The following is a 14549-nucleotide window of genomic DNA, read 5'->3' as shown; positions in this document are numbered from 1 at the left end:
TGGGTAGCCGTGACCTGCACCACAGGTCGTTCAGCACGGCCGGGCGGGTGAAGGTCTTGGGGGTGATGCGCTGATCAGCAGCGCATTCTGGTCATCTCGGGGTCGAACACGGGGTCAGCGGCGACCATCGCCGGATGCCGCTGGTCGAAGTAGGACACCCGCACCGGGGTGCCCGGTCGGGCCAGCTCGGCGGGCAGCCAGGCATAAGCCAGGCTGGCGTCGACGCTGTAGCCGTAGCCGGCGCTCGTGGTGAACCCGACGGGCGCACCGTCGGAGAACACCGGCTCGGAACCCGACAACACGGTGCCGTCGTCGATCGTCAGACAGCACAATCGTCGCTGCGGCGCGGTTTCCCGGCGCCGCAGCAGCGCGTCCCGGCCGATGAAGTCGCCCTTGTCGGTCTTGACGGCGAAGCCGAGACCGGCTTCATCGGGATCGTGCAAGCTCCACATGTCCGCCCCCCAGGCCCGGTATCCCTTCTCCAGGCGCAGCCCGTTGAAAGCGCCGCGCCCGCCGGGGAAGATGCCGTGCTCGGCACCCGCCTCGGCCAGCAAGTCCCACAAGCGGCGGCCGAACTCCGCGGAGGTGTAGAGCTCCCAGCCGAGTTCGCCCACATAGGACAGTCGCAGCGCGACCACCGGCACCTCGCGCACGCGCAGCCGCTTGGCCCGGAAGAACCGGAACGCCTCGTGGGAGACATCCCGATCGGCCAGCGCGGCGAGCACGTCGCGGGCGCGCGGACCCCACAGCCCGATGCAGCAGGTGCCGCCGGTGATGTCGCGGACCTGCGCGGACTCGTCGGTGTGCCGGCGCAGCCAGGCGATGTCGCGCGGACCGTTGCAGCCGACCTGGAAGGTGTCCCGGTCCAGCCGGGCCACCGTGATGTCCGCGCGGATCCCGGCCGTGGGCTCCAGCAGCAGCGTGTAGGTCACGTAGCCGGGTGGCCGGTCGAGCTGGTTGGTGGTCAGCCGCTGCAGCAGTTCGAGCGCGCCGCGCCCGGTGACTTCCGCCCTGGCCAGGGAAGTCATGTCGTACATCGCAACTCGCTCGCGGGTGGCCTGGTGTTCGGCGCCGACGATCGGGGACCAGTAGCGCCCTGCCCACGGGCCAGGCTGGACGATGTCCCGGCCTTCGACCAGGGACTTGTTGCTCTCGTACCAGTGCGGCCGCTCCCAGCCGTTGGCCTCCAGGAACACCGCGCCGAGTTCGCGCTGGCGGTCGTGGAACGGGCTGGTGCGCAGCGGTCGCGGGTGCTCCGGCGGCTGCTGCGGGTGGATGATGTCGTAGACCTCGCGGAAGCTCTGCGCCCCGCGCTCGGCCACGTACGACGGGCTGTGCGCGAAGTCCTCGAAGCGGCGCAGATCGGCCTGCCGCAGGTCGATCTCGGGCACCTGCCCGGTCAGCCACTGCGCCATCACCTCGCCGACACCGCCGGCGTGGGTGATCCAGACGGCTTCGGCGACCCAGAAGTTGTCGATCTCGTTGGACGGTCCGAGCACCGGCATCCCGTCGGCGGTGAACAGGAACAGGCCGTTCATGCCCTCGGCGACGTCGGTGCGGCGCAGCGCGGGCAGCAGCGCGCGGGCGTCCTCCCACGGCCCGGCGAAGTCCTCCGGGGTGAATGGCTGCACCGACGCCATGCCCTTCCAACCGCCGCCCTCCGACGGCGCTTCGGCTCCGTCGCCGGGGGCCGCGGTGGGCAGGATGTCGTTGCTGTCCACCGGAATCGCGCGGTGCCGGTAGGTGCCGATGCCGTAGCGGTCGTGGATCTGCCGGAAGTACATGGACCGGTCCTGGTGCCGCAGGATCGGCTGATCGACCTCGTCTCGGGCGGTCAGACCCGGCACCGAGCTGGTCACCGCGTACTGGTGCGCCAGCGGCTGCACCGGGATCGACACCCCGGCCAGCTTGCCGATCTTCGGGCCCCAGATTCCCGCGCAGCACAGCACTGTCTGCACCGCGACGTCGCCGCTGGTGGTGCGGACGGTGCGGACCTTCCCGTTCTGGACGTCGAAGCCGATCACCTCGGTGTTAGCAGCGAACCCAACGCCTCGCCGTTTCGCTTCGCGGGCCATGGCTTCCGCGGCTCGCACCGGCTTGGCGATGCCGTCGGTGGGCACGTGCAGGCCGCCGTGGATGCGGGTCGGATCGATCTGCGGGATGCGCTCCTGGACCTGCCGCGGACCGAGCAGCTCGCCGCGGATGCCCCAGGCGGTGGCCAGTCCGAGCTTGCGCTTGAGGTCGTCCCAGCGCTCCGGCGTCGCGGCGACCTCGATCCCGCCGACCTGGTGGAAGCACGGGCGTCCGTCGAGCTCGAGCCCGGCGTAGGTCTCGACCGTGCGGGCGGCGAGCCGGCTCATCGTCTCCGACGGGTTGGTCTGGAAAACCAGTCCTGGCGCATGAGAACTGGAGCCGCCGGTGGCGAAGAGGGGCCCCTGCTCGACGACCAGAACATCGGTGACTCCGAGCCGCGCGAGGTGGTACGCGGTGCTGCATCCCACGATGCCCGCGCCGACGAGGAGTACTTGGGCGCTGGAATCCATAGCTGCCGCCTTGTTGCGTCTACGACAACTCCCTGCGTCTACCGCAACAGTGCGCCTTCGGGAGGGTGCGCGTCAAGGACGCGTAAGTGCCAATTTGACCGTCGCCCGAAACGGGGGCCGAGAACCCTCCGAAGTCGATGATGAGTGGCCCCGAGCTGGTCTGTCCGAGTGATGATCACCTCGAACGGACCAGCCCGAATTTCGTTTCTCCGGAAGGGAAATCCGCCGCTCCGCAGGGCGATCAGCACCCCGGTGATCGCCGGTATCTGGAGGTTCGGCGACGCAGATCAAGCCGCAGCGCTGATCTGCGCGGAACTGGCGGTCGCGGTGAGCTCGTGTGAAAGTGGTAACACGCTCCGTGTTTGAGCGGATACGGTGCGGAGTTGTCGTCGGGTGGCGTGCCGGGGGCCGAGTGGAAGCGGAGAAGGTGCTTGCCCTGCTTCGGTAAATCGCGGGCCGCTCAGATGGCCTGGCGGATGGACTGCTCGAAGTGGTCGACGTGGGCGACCGCGATGCGGTCAGCCTTGTCGGCGTCGGCGGCGATGATCGCCTTGAGCAGCTCCGTGTGCTCGGCGACGTGGTCCGAGACGTTCGGCAGGCGGTCGAAGAACAGGTGCCAGATGCGCAGGGCCAGGTTGTAGTACTGGCCGAGCGTGCCTTCCAGGTAGCGGTTGTGGGTGCAGCGATAGATCGTGCGGTGCACCCGGGCATCGACGTCCATGATCACCGACTGGTCGCCGCCCAGGTCCTCTGCCAGCACGCGCAGCTCGTCCAGTTCGGACCGTTCGGCGTCGGTGGCGCGCTCGGCGGCGCGGCGCGCGGCGTGACCTTCCAGGCGGCGGCGCACGTCGGCGATCAGCGCGTGGTCGGTGATGTTGACCTCGGTGACGAAGGTGCCGCGGCGCGGGTAGATCGCCACCAGCGACTCGGCCTCCAGCCGCTTGATCGCCTCCCGGAAGGGTGTGCGGCCGATGCCGAGCTCGCCGCTCAGCGGCTCTTCCTGCACGGGGGCGCCGGGTGGCAGCTGCAGGGTCAGGATCAGGTCGCGCAAGGTCAGGTAGGCGCGCTCGGCCTGCGAGGGCTGTTCTCCGGATCGGGAATTGACGGCTGCGGACACGTCTCGTAGCCTACCTCACAGACTGATATATCAGTCCGTCGAACACTTCTACTCCATTTGTTCCCACTGGTCACTCCCGTCTTTCGCGTTGGAGGTCGCGGTGGTTTCCACCCCCTTGCCCGAACCGCCACCGAGGCTGTGGCGCACCCCGGAACCGAAGCGGCACTACGACGTGGTGATCGTCGGCTCCGGTGGTCACGGCCTGGCCACGGCGTACTACCTGGCCCGCAATCACGGCATCACGAACGTCGCGGTGCTCGAACGCGGCTGGCTCGCCGGCGGCAACATGGCCCGCAACACCACGATCATCCGCTCCAACTACCTCTTCGACGAGAGCGCCAAGCTGTACAACCACGCGCTGGACCTGTGGGAGCAGCTGCCCGCCGAGCTCGAGTACGACTTCCTGCTCAGCCAGCGCGGGGTGCTCAACCTGGCGCACACCGAGCAGGAAGTGCGCGATTCACGGCGGCGGGTGTTCGCCAACCAGCTCAACGGGGTCGATGCCGAATGGGTCGAGCCCGACGAGATCGCCGAGCTGTGCCCGATCCTCAACCTCTCCACCGACGTCCGGTATCCCGTGCTCGGCGCGACCTTGCAGCGCCGCGGCGGGATCGCCAAGCACGACCACGTGGCCTGGGCGTTCGCCCGCAAGGCCGACGAGATGGGCGTGGACCTGATCCAGGGGTGCGAGGTGACGGGCTTCCAGCTCGACGGCGATCGGGTCACCGGGGTGCAGACCTCGCTCGGCGCGATCAGCGCGGGTCGCGTCGCGCTCGCCGCGGCCGGCCGCACGTCGCTGCTCGCCGATCAGCTCGGCCTGCGCCTGCCGCTGCAGAGCCATCCGCTGCAGGCGCTGGTGTCCGAGCTGCTGGAGCCGATCCACCCGTGCGTGGTGATGTCCAACCACGTGCACGTCTACTGCAGCCAGGCGCACAAGGGCGAACTGGTGCTCGGCGCGGGCATCGACAGCTACAACGGTTACGGCCAGCGCGGTTCGGTGCACGTGATCGAGCGGCAGATGGCGGCGGCGCTGGAGCTGTTCCCGATCTTCGCGCGCGCTCACGTGATCCGGACCTGGGCGGGCACCGTGGACGTCACGCCCGATGCTTCACCGATCATCGGGCCGACGCCGTACGAGAACCTCTACCTCAACTGCGGTTGGGGGACCGGAGGTTTCAAGGCGACACCGGGCGTGGGCTGGGTCTACGCGCACACCATCGCCACGGGCCAGCCGCATCCGATCAACGAGCCCTACGGCCTGGAGAGGTTCACCACCGGCGCCCTGATCGACGAGCACGGCGCCGCTGCTGTGGCGCACTAGGTGTCCTCGATTTCCATGGAGGTTTTCCAGTCTCGTTTTGCGTGGCGGTGCGGGTGGCGGAACCTCAGACGCCGCCTGGCTGCGGGATCCCGTTCTTATGTATGACCAATACACGGCGAACGGGCTGGCCTCGCCAAGAGCCCAAGTCGGGCGGGCACAGTCTGAGAACCCGCGGCGGTGCAAGCTGCGAGGGTGGGCTATGCGCCTGGCGGCGCATGCGACCCTCAACGCACGGTGCCGGTCGTACTTCGCGGTCACCAGCCGGAAAGGATCAAAACTCAATGGAAATCGGACGTCCAATTTCAATGGAATTTGCGTGAACACGAAGGTCTTCCGCGAGTTTGGAGTTCCGATGTTGTTGATCCACTGCCCCTGGTGCGGGGATCGGGACGAGACCGAGTTCCACTACGGCGGTCAAGCCCACGTCGACTTCCCCGAGAACCCCGCCGAGCTGGACGACGCGGCGTGGGCGGAATACCTCTTCGTCCGCGACAACCCGCACGGGTTGTTCCACGAGCGCTGGGCGCACATCGCGGGCTGCCGCCGCTGGTTCAACGTCGTCCGCGACACCACGACCAACGAGATGCGTCCCGAAAAGGTGGTGCCATGACACGCCTGGCCGAAGGCGGTCGCATCGACCGCGCCCGCACGCTGCGGTTCTCCTACGACGGCATGGAGCTCACCGGCCACCCCGGCGACACGCTGGCCTCGGCGCTGCTGGCCAACGGCCGCATCGAGGTCGGATCGTCGATCTACCGGGACCGGCCGCGCGGCATCCTCACCGCCGACGGCACCGAACCGAACGCGCTGGTCCAGGTGCTCAGCGGCGGTCCGGAACCGATGGTGCCCGCCACGACTCTGGAGCTGAGCGACGGTCTCCAGGTGGCGAGCCTGTCCGGGGTCGGGTGGCTCAGCAACGCGCCGGATCCCACGGTCCGCGACAAGAAGTACGTGCACGTCGATGTGGTCGTGATCGGCGCCGGCCCGGCCGGGATCGCCGCCGCGCTGGCGGCAGGGCGCAGCGGCGCGCGGGTGCTGCTGGTCGAGCAGGGCCGCGAGCTCGGCGGATCGCTGCTCGACAGTGATGAGCGCATCGACGGACGCAACGCGGGGGAGTGGATTTCCCGTGCTGCAAGGGAATTCGTGGACATGCCGGAGGTGCGGGTGCTCACCCGTTCCGCCGCGATCGGGTACTACGACCACGACTACCTGCTCATCGCCGAGCGCCGGGGCAACCGCGAGCGGCTGTGGCACGTGCGGGCGCGGCGGGTGGTGCTGGCCACCGGGGCGACCGAACGTCCGATGGTCTTCGCCGACAACGACCGGCCGGGCATCATGCTCGCCTCGGCGGTGCGCACCTACCTCAAGCGCTTCGCGGTGTTGCCGGGGCAGGACGCCGTTGTGGTGACCACGTCCGACAGCGCCTACCTGACCGCTGCCGATCTCGCCGCTGCTGGCGCGCGGGTCCGCGCGGTGGTCGACACGAGACCGGAACCACCGCAACGGCTGGTCGAGCTGGCGAATTCCTTGGGAGCACAGGTGTTCACCGGCTCCGCCGTCACCGGGACCACCGGCGACCGACGCATCACGTCGGCGCGCATCGCGAGTCTCGAAGGCGGCACGCCGGTCGACGTCGACTGCGATCTGCTGGCGGTGTGCGGCGGGTGGAATCCGGCGGTGCAGCTGTTCAGCCAGGCCGGCGGTTCGCTGCGCTGGGACCGGCTGGTGGCGGGATTCGTTCCGGAGCAGGAACCCGGGCGTCCCAAGGTGATCGGGTCCGCCCGCGGCACCTACGACCTCGCGGGCTGCCTGGCCCAGGGGCTGGCCGCGGGCGCGGAAGCGGCCACTGCCTGCGGATTCCGGATCGCGGCCCCACCAGTTCCGCCGGTGGCCGGGGACCGGCCGGTCGCCGCGCCCCGGCCGGTGTGGCTGGTACCAGGCGAAGGTGAACCGTCGGAGTGGACGCAGCACTTCGTCGACCTGCAGCGAGACGCCACGGTCGCCGACGTGTGGCGGGCGGTCGGCGCGGGGATGCGCTCGGTAGAGCACGTCAAGCGCTACACGACCATCGGCACCGGCAACGACCAGGGCAAGACCTCCGGGGTCAACGCCATCGGCGTCATCGCTGAGGCGCTGGGCGCGGAATCACCGGGCGAGGTCGGCACCACGACCTTCCGTCCGCCGCACATCCCGGTGTCGTTCGCGCTGCTGGCCGGTCGCGACCGGGGCGAGCTGCACGATCCCGTGCGCACCACGCCGATGCACTCCTGGCACGTGGAGCACGGCGCAGAGTTCGAGGACGTCGGCCAGTGGAAACGCCCCCGGTACTACCCGGGGCCCGGCGAGGACATGGCCGCCGCGGTGCACCGCGAATGCTTGGCGGCGCGCACCGGTGTGGCGATGCAGGACGTGTCCACGCTCGGCCGGATCGAGATCGTCGGGCCGGACGCGCCGGAGTTCCTCAACCGCATCTACACCAACGCCTTCGCCAAGCTCGCGGTCGGCAAGGCCCGCTACGGCGTCATGTGCACCGCAGACGGGATGGTCTTCGACGACGGCGTGTCGATGCGGCTGGCCGAGGACCGCTACCTGATGAGCACCACGACCGGTGGTGCCGCGACGGTGCTGGAGTGGCTGGAGGAGTGGCTGCAGACCGAGTGGCCGCACCTGGCGGTGCACTGCACGTCGGTGACCGAGCAGTGGGCGGCGGTGGCCGTCGTCGGGCCCGACTCGCGGGACGTGGTGGCCCGGCTGGCCCCGGACCTGGACGTCTCGAACGAGGCGTTCGGCTTCATGGACATCCGGGAAACCGCGCTGTTCAACGGAATTCCGGCCCGGATCTGCCGGATCTCGTTCTCCGGCGAGCTGGCCTACGAGATCAACGCGCCGTCCTGGTACGGCCTGGCGCTGTGGGAGGCGGTGCACGAAGCCGGGCAGGACTTCGGCATCACGCCCTACGGCACGGAGACCATGCACGTGCTGCGCGCGGAGAAGGGTTTCGTGATCGTCGGCCAGGACACCGATGCCACCGTGACCCCGCACGACCTGGGCATGGACTGGGTGGTGTCCAAGCGCAAGGACTTCATCGGCAAGCGCTCCTTCGCCCGCCCGGACACCGTCCGGGAAGACCGCAAGCAGCTGGTCGGCCTGCTCCCGGTGGATCCCGCCGACCTGCTGCCGGAGGGCGCGCACCTGGTGGAGCCGGACATCCCGCTGGTGCCGCCGGTGCCGATGCTCGGGCACGTCACCTCCAGCTACCGCAGCGCGATCCTGGAGCGCAGCTTCGCGATGGCGCTGGTCCGCGGTGGACGTCAACGCATCGGCGAAGTCCTGCACGTGCCGGTCGACGGCCGCAGCATCCCGGTCGAAGTGACCGAGCCGGTGTTCTACGACCTGGAAGGAGCCCGCCGTGACGGTCGCTAGCCACACCGACCGGAAGGTCGACACCCTCCGCCGCAGCCCCCTCGCCGCCCGCGCAACCGAGCTCGCGGCCCGCAGTGGCCGAGCGGTCCAACTGACCGAAGAGCCGTTCCTGACCCAGGTGAACCTCCGAGTCCACCCTGGCAGCCCAGCGGTGGCCAGAATCGAACACGCCCTCAACCTCGCCCTTCCGCACCACGAACCGAACCTCGTCTCAGGCGACGAACACGCTGCAGCCCTCTGGCTAGGCCCCGACGAATGGCTCCTCACCGCCCCAGACGGCCAATCCCCAACCCTCCTCGCAGCCCTCGACGACGCGCTCTCGGACTCCCTGGGCTCCACTGTGGACGTCTCGGCAAACCGAACCACGCTGCGCTTGTCCGGCCCGATGTCCCGAGAAGTCCTCGAGAAACTCTGCTCCCTGGACCTGCACCCGAGATGGTCCTTCACTCCCGGCCATTGCGCCCAAACCCTGATCGGCAGAACCCAAGCAATCCTCTGGCAACTCAACCGCGAACCGACCTACCGCCTACTGGTCCGCAACTCCTTCTCTCCCTACCTCGCAGACGTCCTCCTGGACGCCATGCAGGAGTTCACCACCGAGTGATCCGACCCCGGTGAAGGGCACCATCTGGGATCGTATGTGCGCTGACCAGCGGTTTTAATGTTTGTTGATCTTGTCAGGCCGTGTGCAGGCCGTGTCAGGCTGCACGCTGATCGCTGGCCCGGAGTTGAGCGAAGAAGCCGTCCATCGCGGCGCGTGCTCGACCGTGGGAGGAGGGCAGCATATGCGTGTAGACGCGCAGGGTGAAGCCGAGGTCCTTGTGGCCCAGGTATTCGGCCAGCTCCCGGATGGTGACCCCGGCCGCGAGGGAGGTTGCGGCGAAGGTGTGGCGGAGTGCGTGCATGCCGTCGATGCCGGGCGGTACTTGGTCCCGGCCGTGGTGAACGCACGCCGCCAGATCTTCGAGTTGAACTTGCTGTGATCCCAGGCGGTCCCCGGGGCCGGAATGACCAGGACCGGCGCGGTCACCTTTTGCCGTCTGGTTCGCCCCAGGGCAGCGTTACCGGTGTGGCCGGGTACCCTTTTTTGTCGGCATGTTCGGTGATCTCGCGTTCCAGCTCATCTGAGAGCGGAACAACGCGGGTCTTGCGACCCTTGGGAAGCCGGAACACCAGCGCGCCGTTGACGGGGCGAACCTGACGCCGGATGTGCACGACCTTGCCGTCGGGTGTCTCTTCGATGTCGTCGGGGGAGAACCCGAGGATTTCGCCTTGCCGCAGGCCCAGACCGCAGCCCAGCGGAACGGCGATGCTTTGGCGGGCCGACAGCGCTTCCCGGATCACACGCGCCCGGTCCGTCTCCCACGCCACCGCTTTACTTGGGGTGCTCGACCGTCAGCGCGCCCTCGCTTGGACGCCCGCTGAGCGGAACGCAGCCGCGGTAGCGCCCTTCTCGTCGGCCAGGGGTTCTGTGTAGGCAAGTCGGGAGAACCCGTCGACGATGGAGTGCAGGTAGACGTAGCCACGCTTCGCGCCAGCCGACTACGCCCGACGTGCAGCCTTGGCCTGCTTGCTGTCCCGACCGTGGATCCGCCACCCGCCGCCGTCGGGGGATCCGGCCGGCCTTCTTCGCATCCAAGTGCACCAGGTGACCAGGCCTGCGGGCGGTGATCTTCCTCGGGCTTGCGGTTGTTTTCGCCGTTGAGATCGATGAACTTGCGCTTGCCGAGCCCGAGCCGCGTGAGGTGCCTGGTGACGGTGCGGCGATTGATCGTGCTCCCGAGGTCTGCCAACTCATCGGAGATCCGCTGTGCCGACCACTTGTGCTCATGACGCCACGTTTCGATCTTCTCGATGACCCACGCCGGGGTTGCGCTTGGGCTGCTGTGTGGTGCGGACGATCGATCCTGCAACCCCTGGTCGCACGACGCCAGCGGTTCACCCATTTCGAGGCGCAGGCGCGGGATATGCCCATCTCTGCTTGCCACGTGTGCGATGGGACGCGTCTGGCAGCGCTGGACCAGACGACGGCGTCCTTCGATGCTGAGGGGCGCGTTGGGCGTGGGTCACGGATGCTTCTCTGGAGTGCGATGGCCTGCGTCGTGGGTGGCCGTGTCGGATGGCTTACCGGAATTTCGCGGTGCGGCTAGCGCGACCGCGAGAGCGCCCAGCGTGAGGCCGCCGAGCTGCTGGACCGTTGGGGTGTCGTCGAACATGGCCCAGGCCCAGAGGGTGGTGACCGGTGGTGTGAGGTACAGCAGGGTGCTGGTGAACGAGGCACCGAATCTGCGCAGGCACAGGACGAAGGTGGCGTAGCCGCCCAGGCCAGACAGTGCCACCAACCAGGCGAGCGCGGCCAGAAACTGAGTAGTCGGGGTGACCTGCTGCAGGGTTCCAGCCACGGCGGCGTAGGCGGTGAAGACCCCGGCGGATACGGCTACCTGGATGGTGAGGCTGACCGTTACGTCGGTGGTCGGTTGCCATCGTCGTTCCAGCAGTGCTGCTCCGGACAGGCCGAGAACACTGCAAATCGGGAGCAAGACTGCGGCACCAACGCTCGTGTCCGCGCCCCCGACGGTGAGGCCGACCGCGACCAGACCAAGCCCGAGGCCAACGAGCTGCCGGCTGGTGATGCGGTCAGCCCAGAAGAGACGACCGACGGCGGCGACCAGCATCGGCTGCAGGGCGCACACCAGCGCTGTGGTGCCTGCATCCATGTCCGCACCAGCCGCACCGAACACACCACCGAGGAAACCGACGTGAGCAAGTAGCCCGAGCACAGCCTGCTGCACCACGACGCGCAGGGAGGGCCTCCGGTGCCGCAGGGCGACCACAACGACCAGCAACACCGCAGTCACCAGGTAACGCCAAGCAAGCATCCCGGACGTGGTGCTGACATCGGCAGCCAGGCTGGCCCCAACGAAACCTGAACTCCAGAGCACGACGAAACCGACAGCGAGAACGAGAGGGCGCATGCCGACCACGAAAGCATACCGATCGGTATACTTTCAGTGCACTTCCGACGAGAGGACCGTCACGTGCTTGACCTCACCGACCTCGCTCCAGTGTCGGCACCCAGGACGACTCGTGTGGGCGGGCGGCTCCTTGCCGCGGCTTCAGAGCTCTTTTACAACCGTGGCATCACCGCGGTCGGGGTCGACATGCTCGCCGAGCACGCCGGCACCACGAAACGAACCTTGTACCAACGATTCGGGTCCAAAGACGGACTGATCGCCGCCTACCTCCAACAGCGCGCTCACACCTGGCAGACCACACTGCTCACCGGCCTCAACGACGCCGCACCGAGTACGCCACACGACGGGTTGACCGTGGTTTTCTCCACCGCCGAACAGTGGGCCCACAGCAACCCGCGAGGGTGCGCGTTCGTCAACGCCTGGGCAGAACTCAACTCGATCCAGTCAAGCGGCGTCGAGATCATAGCGGCAGAGAAACGCTGGATGCTTGAGCTATTCGGACGCGTCCTCGATCGTAGCGACGTCGCAGCACAGGTGCACCTGATCTACGAAGGCGCCCACGTCACAGCCTCCATACTCGGCGACCGCGATGCCTACAAATGCGCGGAGATGACCAGCCGGTGCCTGCTGGACCGGACTATCGACAAGAGCAACACGTGTAACCACTCATCAGCATGACCGCACAGTCTGGCCAACCTGACTGTCACCCCCGCCCGTCACGAACGTCCTGCCCCGCAACACCTAGCGGTCGCAGCCGGCCTAGCAAGTGCAAACGGTCGACTGTCGACCACAACGCCGCGGTGCTCTTCACTCCGCCCCAGGCGGATTCCTGTCCGCTGTGGGGGATTCCAGTTGAGCAGGTACACGAACTGCTCCCCAACAGCTGGAACTGGATTTCCAGTCCAACTACCGGGGAGCAGTTCAAACTGTGCTGCCAGAAGGTGCCCTTCACTCCTCGTTTTTCGGGGTTAGCGTCGGGTGGTCAGGGGTGGTTGTTGGGAGAGGGTCGTGGTCAGGCGGCGGCGGTGGGTGGCGAACTGCTTCGGGCTGTTCATCGCCAGGACTGCGACCGGGCGGCCGCCTCGGTGGTAGGTCGCGACGAAGCGGCGGGAGGCGAGGGAGCCGTCCACCACGGTGATTCGGTCCTTGGGGCCTGCGTAGCCCGCGAACTGCAGGGTTGAGCCGTACTGGCGGGACCAGAAGTGCGGGATTCCGGTGTAGGGGGCGATGGTTCGGCCTGCGAGGAGGTTTCGGACCGCGATGGGTGGTTGGTTCATCGCCGTCGACCAGTGGTCGCTGCGGACGGTGTGCGAGCGGTGCGTCGGTTGGTAGCGGGCGATGTCGCCGACTGCCACCACGTTCGGCAGGGCAGTGGCGCAGCCGACGTCGGTGACGACGCCGTCGCGGAGCTTCAGGCCGGATCCGCGCAGCCAGCGCGTCGCCGGTTCCGCGCCGACCTCGACGACGACCGCGTCCGCCGGGAGGACCCGCCCGTCGGCCAGCTCGACACCGGTCACTCGGTCCTCGGCCAGCACTCGCGTCGCAGGCGTTCCGCACCGCACCTTCACGCCGTGGTCCTCGTGCTGCGCGAAGTACAGCGGCGCCAGCTCGATGCCGAGCGTTCGCGCCAGCGGCAGGTGCTGCGCGTCGACGAGCGTCACCTGCGCGCCCAATTCCCGGCAGCTGGAGACGATCTCGGTGCCGATCAACCCGCCGCCGACAACGACCACGCGCGCCCCCGCGCGGATGTCGGCGCGCAGCGCGAGCGCGTCGTCGATGGTGCGCATCCGGTGGCTGCCGGGGGCTTCGCCGGTGCCAGGCAGGCTCCGCCGCGCCGATCCTGTCGCCAGCACGACCCCGTCCACGTGGACCTCGCTGCCGTCGGCGAGCACAACCGCGCCGCGCCGGGGGTCCAGCCGGACCGCCGCGGTGCCCAGCCGCCAGTCAGCGTCCAGTTCGGCTTCCTCCTGCTCGCTGCCCAACGTCAGTTCGTCCGGTTGCAGCGCAGCGGACAGGAACTCCTTGGACAGCGGCGGACGGTCGTAGGGACGGTGCGACTCCGCGCCGATGATCACCAGTCGTCCGTCGAAGCCCTGCTCGCGCAGTTCCTGCGCGGCACGCCAGCCCGCCACCGAGGACCCGACGACGGCGACCGCCCTCATATCTCGATCACGGCCGAGACGGCCTCGGAGAATGACAACAAGCCGACCTCCGTTGCACAATGAGGAACAGCACGTGGAATCCGCACCAAATCTGACCCTTCTGCAACGACAACGTCAAGAGGGACAACGGATGGTTCTGGTATGTGCACCACGAACGGATACGGTTAACCAGTGGGTAGCGCAGCTGAATCACGCGGAAGGAGTTCTGGCGCTCTGGTGCAGTCCGTCGATCGGGCTGTGACCGTCTTGGAACTGCTGGCGCGTAACGGAGAAGCCGGCATCACCGAGATCGCCGGAGAGCTGGGAGTGCACAAGTCGACGGCCTCCCGGCTGGTCAGCGTGCTGGAAGCGCGCGGTCTGGTGGAGCAGCTGGGCGAGCGCGGCAAGTACGCCATCGGCTTCGGCATGGTGCGGTTGGCCGGGGCGGCGACCGAGCGGATGGACCTGCCCCGACTGGGGCGGCCGTTCTGCGAGTCGCTGGCCGCGGACCTAGGCGAGACGGTCAACATCGCGATCCGGGACCACGACGTCGCCATCAACATCAGCCAGGCGCGCGGCACGGCCGCCGTCACCGCGCACAACTGGGTCGGTCAGCGCACCCCGCTGCACGCCACTTCAAGCGGCAAGGTGCTGCTGGCGCACGCGCCGCGTGAGGACCAGAACGACCTGCTGGTCCACCCGCTGGAGCGCTACACGACCCGGACCGTCACCAGCGCGAGCCAACTGCGCAAGGACTTCGACCTGATCGTCCGCGACGGGTACGCGACGAGCTACGAGGAGCTGGAACTCGGCCTCAACGCCGCGGCGGTGGCGGTTTACAACCAGGAGGGCGAGGTCATCGCGGCGATGAGCGCCTCGGGGCCGTCCTACCGCTTCTCCCGCAAGCGCATGCGCGAAGTCGTCGGAGCGATGCGCGTCGCGGCCAAGGAGCTGTCGTCGCAACTGGGTTTCCTGGTCTGAGCGTCGTGAGTGCGAAAGCCGGTTGCAGCCGGTTTTCGCACTCACGAC

12 protein-coding genes and 1 pseudogene are annotated in these 14549 nt (G+C 68.2%); 6 read left to right on the top strand and 7 right to left on the bottom strand.

From position 1 onward, the window contains the following. Positions 1 to 74 precede the first annotated feature (74 nt). Positions 75 to 2543 carry a GcvT family protein gene (locus tag ACWCO2_RS18060; protein WP_450128868.1) on the bottom strand — a complete coding sequence of 823 codons (2469 nt, stop codon included), beginning with the start codon at positions 2541 to 2543 and terminating at the stop codon, positions 75 to 77. A 460-nt stretch (positions 2544 to 3003) separates the two neighbouring features. Next, on the bottom strand, positions 3004 to 3660 hold the full coding sequence (locus tag ACWCO2_RS18055; protein WP_450128867.1) for a GntR family transcriptional regulator: 657 nt from the start codon (positions 3658 to 3660) through the stop codon (positions 3004 to 3006). A 100-nt stretch (positions 3661 to 3760) separates the two neighbouring features. On the opposite strand from ACWCO2_RS18055, the gene ACWCO2_RS18050 reads away from it, so the two are divergent. From ACWCO2_RS18050 to ACWCO2_RS18035, 4 genes are all read left to right on the top strand, one after another. After that, positions 3761 to 4981, top strand: coding sequence for a sarcosine oxidase subunit beta family protein (locus ACWCO2_RS18050; RefSeq protein ID WP_450128866.1), 1221 nt, complete (start codon positions 3761 to 3763; stop codon positions 4979 to 4981). 352 nt (positions 4982 to 5333) lie between these two features. Continuing rightward, positions 5334 to 5591: a sarcosine oxidase subunit delta gene (locus ACWCO2_RS18045; RefSeq protein ID WP_450128865.1), complete on the top strand. Its 258-nt coding sequence runs from the start codon at positions 5334 to 5336 to the stop codon at positions 5589 to 5591. Then, positions 5588 to 8404 (top strand): 2Fe-2S iron-sulfur cluster-binding protein, encoded by a 2817-nt coding sequence (locus ACWCO2_RS18040; protein WP_450128864.1) that lies wholly within the window; start codon positions 5588 to 5590, stop codon positions 8402 to 8404. The genes ACWCO2_RS18045 and ACWCO2_RS18040 overlap by 4 nt, the downstream gene beginning before the upstream one ends. Beyond that, on the top strand, positions 8391 to 9008 hold the full coding sequence (locus ACWCO2_RS18035) for a sarcosine oxidase subunit gamma (protein WP_450128863.1): 618 nt from the start codon (positions 8391 to 8393) through the stop codon (positions 9006 to 9008). Before ACWCO2_RS18040 ends, ACWCO2_RS18035 begins: the two co-directional genes overlap by 14 nt. Positions 9009 to 9102: 94 nt before the next feature. Here ACWCO2_RS18035 and ACWCO2_RS18030 read toward each other — a convergent pair whose 3' ends face one another. The 4 genes and pseudogenes from ACWCO2_RS18030 to ACWCO2_RS18015 all read right to left on the bottom strand — a co-directional run bounded on the left by ACWCO2_RS18030 (position 9103) and on the right by ACWCO2_RS18015 (position 11379). Then, entirely contained in the window at positions 9103 to 9393 is a 291-nt protein-coding gene (locus ACWCO2_RS18030; protein WP_450128967.1) for a tyrosine-type recombinase/integrase, read from the bottom strand. A 37-nt stretch (positions 9394 to 9430) separates the two neighbouring features. Then, positions 9431 to 9775: a hypothetical protein gene (locus ACWCO2_RS18025; RefSeq protein WP_450128862.1), complete on the bottom strand. Its 345-nt coding sequence runs from the start codon at positions 9773 to 9775 to the stop codon at positions 9431 to 9433. 57 nt (positions 9776 to 9832) lie between these two features. Then, positions 9833 to 10446, bottom strand: a pseudogene (locus ACWCO2_RS18020) (helix-turn-helix domain-containing protein); the annotation flags it as partial. Between the two features lie 24 nt (positions 10447 to 10470). Then, positions 10471 to 11379, bottom strand: a complete 909-nt coding sequence (locus ACWCO2_RS18015) for a DMT family transporter (protein ID WP_450128861.1) — start codon at positions 11377 to 11379, stop codon at positions 10471 to 10473. A 63-nt stretch (positions 11380 to 11442) separates the two neighbouring features. Between ACWCO2_RS18015 and ACWCO2_RS18010 the strand changes: the two genes are divergently transcribed. Beyond that, positions 11443 to 12057, top strand: a complete 615-nt coding sequence (locus ACWCO2_RS18010) for a TetR/AcrR family transcriptional regulator (protein WP_450128860.1) — start codon at positions 11443 to 11445, stop codon at positions 12055 to 12057. 290 nt (positions 12058 to 12347) lie between these two features. Here the strand turns inward: ACWCO2_RS18010 and ACWCO2_RS18005 are convergent, their stop codons facing one another. Then, positions 12348 to 13541 carry an NAD(P)/FAD-dependent oxidoreductase gene (locus ACWCO2_RS18005; RefSeq protein ID WP_450128859.1) on the bottom strand — a complete coding sequence of 398 codons (1194 nt, stop codon included), beginning with the start codon at positions 13539 to 13541 and terminating at the stop codon, positions 12348 to 12350. Positions 13542 to 13757: 216 nt separating this feature from the next. On the opposite strand from ACWCO2_RS18005, the gene ACWCO2_RS18000 reads away from it, so the two are divergent. After that, complete coding sequence (locus ACWCO2_RS18000; protein ID WP_450128858.1) at positions 13758 to 14501, top strand: IclR family transcriptional regulator; 744 nt, start codon at positions 13758 to 13760, stop codon at positions 14499 to 14501. Positions 14502 to 14549 lie beyond the last annotated feature (48 nt).

It is taken from the genome of Saccharopolyspora sp. NPDC002376 (assembly GCF_053593195.1).
Note: the sequence above shows the minus strand (reverse complement) of the source record. Positions and strands in the feature narration are given on the sequence as shown.

Bases quoted from the DNA above. Each gene is read 5' to 3' on its own strand.
- ACWCO2_RS18005 (WP_450128859.1), bottom strand. From the start codon at position 13,541: ATGAGGGCGGTCGCCGTCGTCGGGTCCTCGGTGGCGGGCTGGCGTGCC.
- ACWCO2_RS18060 (WP_450128868.1), bottom strand. From the start codon at position 2,543: ATGGATTCCAGCGCCCAAGTACTCCTCGTCGGCGCGGGCATCGTGGGA.
- ACWCO2_RS18015 (WP_450128861.1), bottom strand. From the start codon at position 11,379: ATGCGCCCTCTCGTTCTCGCTGTCGGTTTCGTCGTGCTCTGGAGTTCA.
- ACWCO2_RS18045 (WP_450128865.1), top strand. From the start codon at position 5,334: ATGTTGTTGATCCACTGCCCCTGGTGCGGGGATCGGGACGAGACCGAG.
- ACWCO2_RS18040 (WP_450128864.1), top strand. From the start codon at position 5,588: ATGACACGCCTGGCCGAAGGCGGTCGCATCGACCGCGCCCGCACGCTG.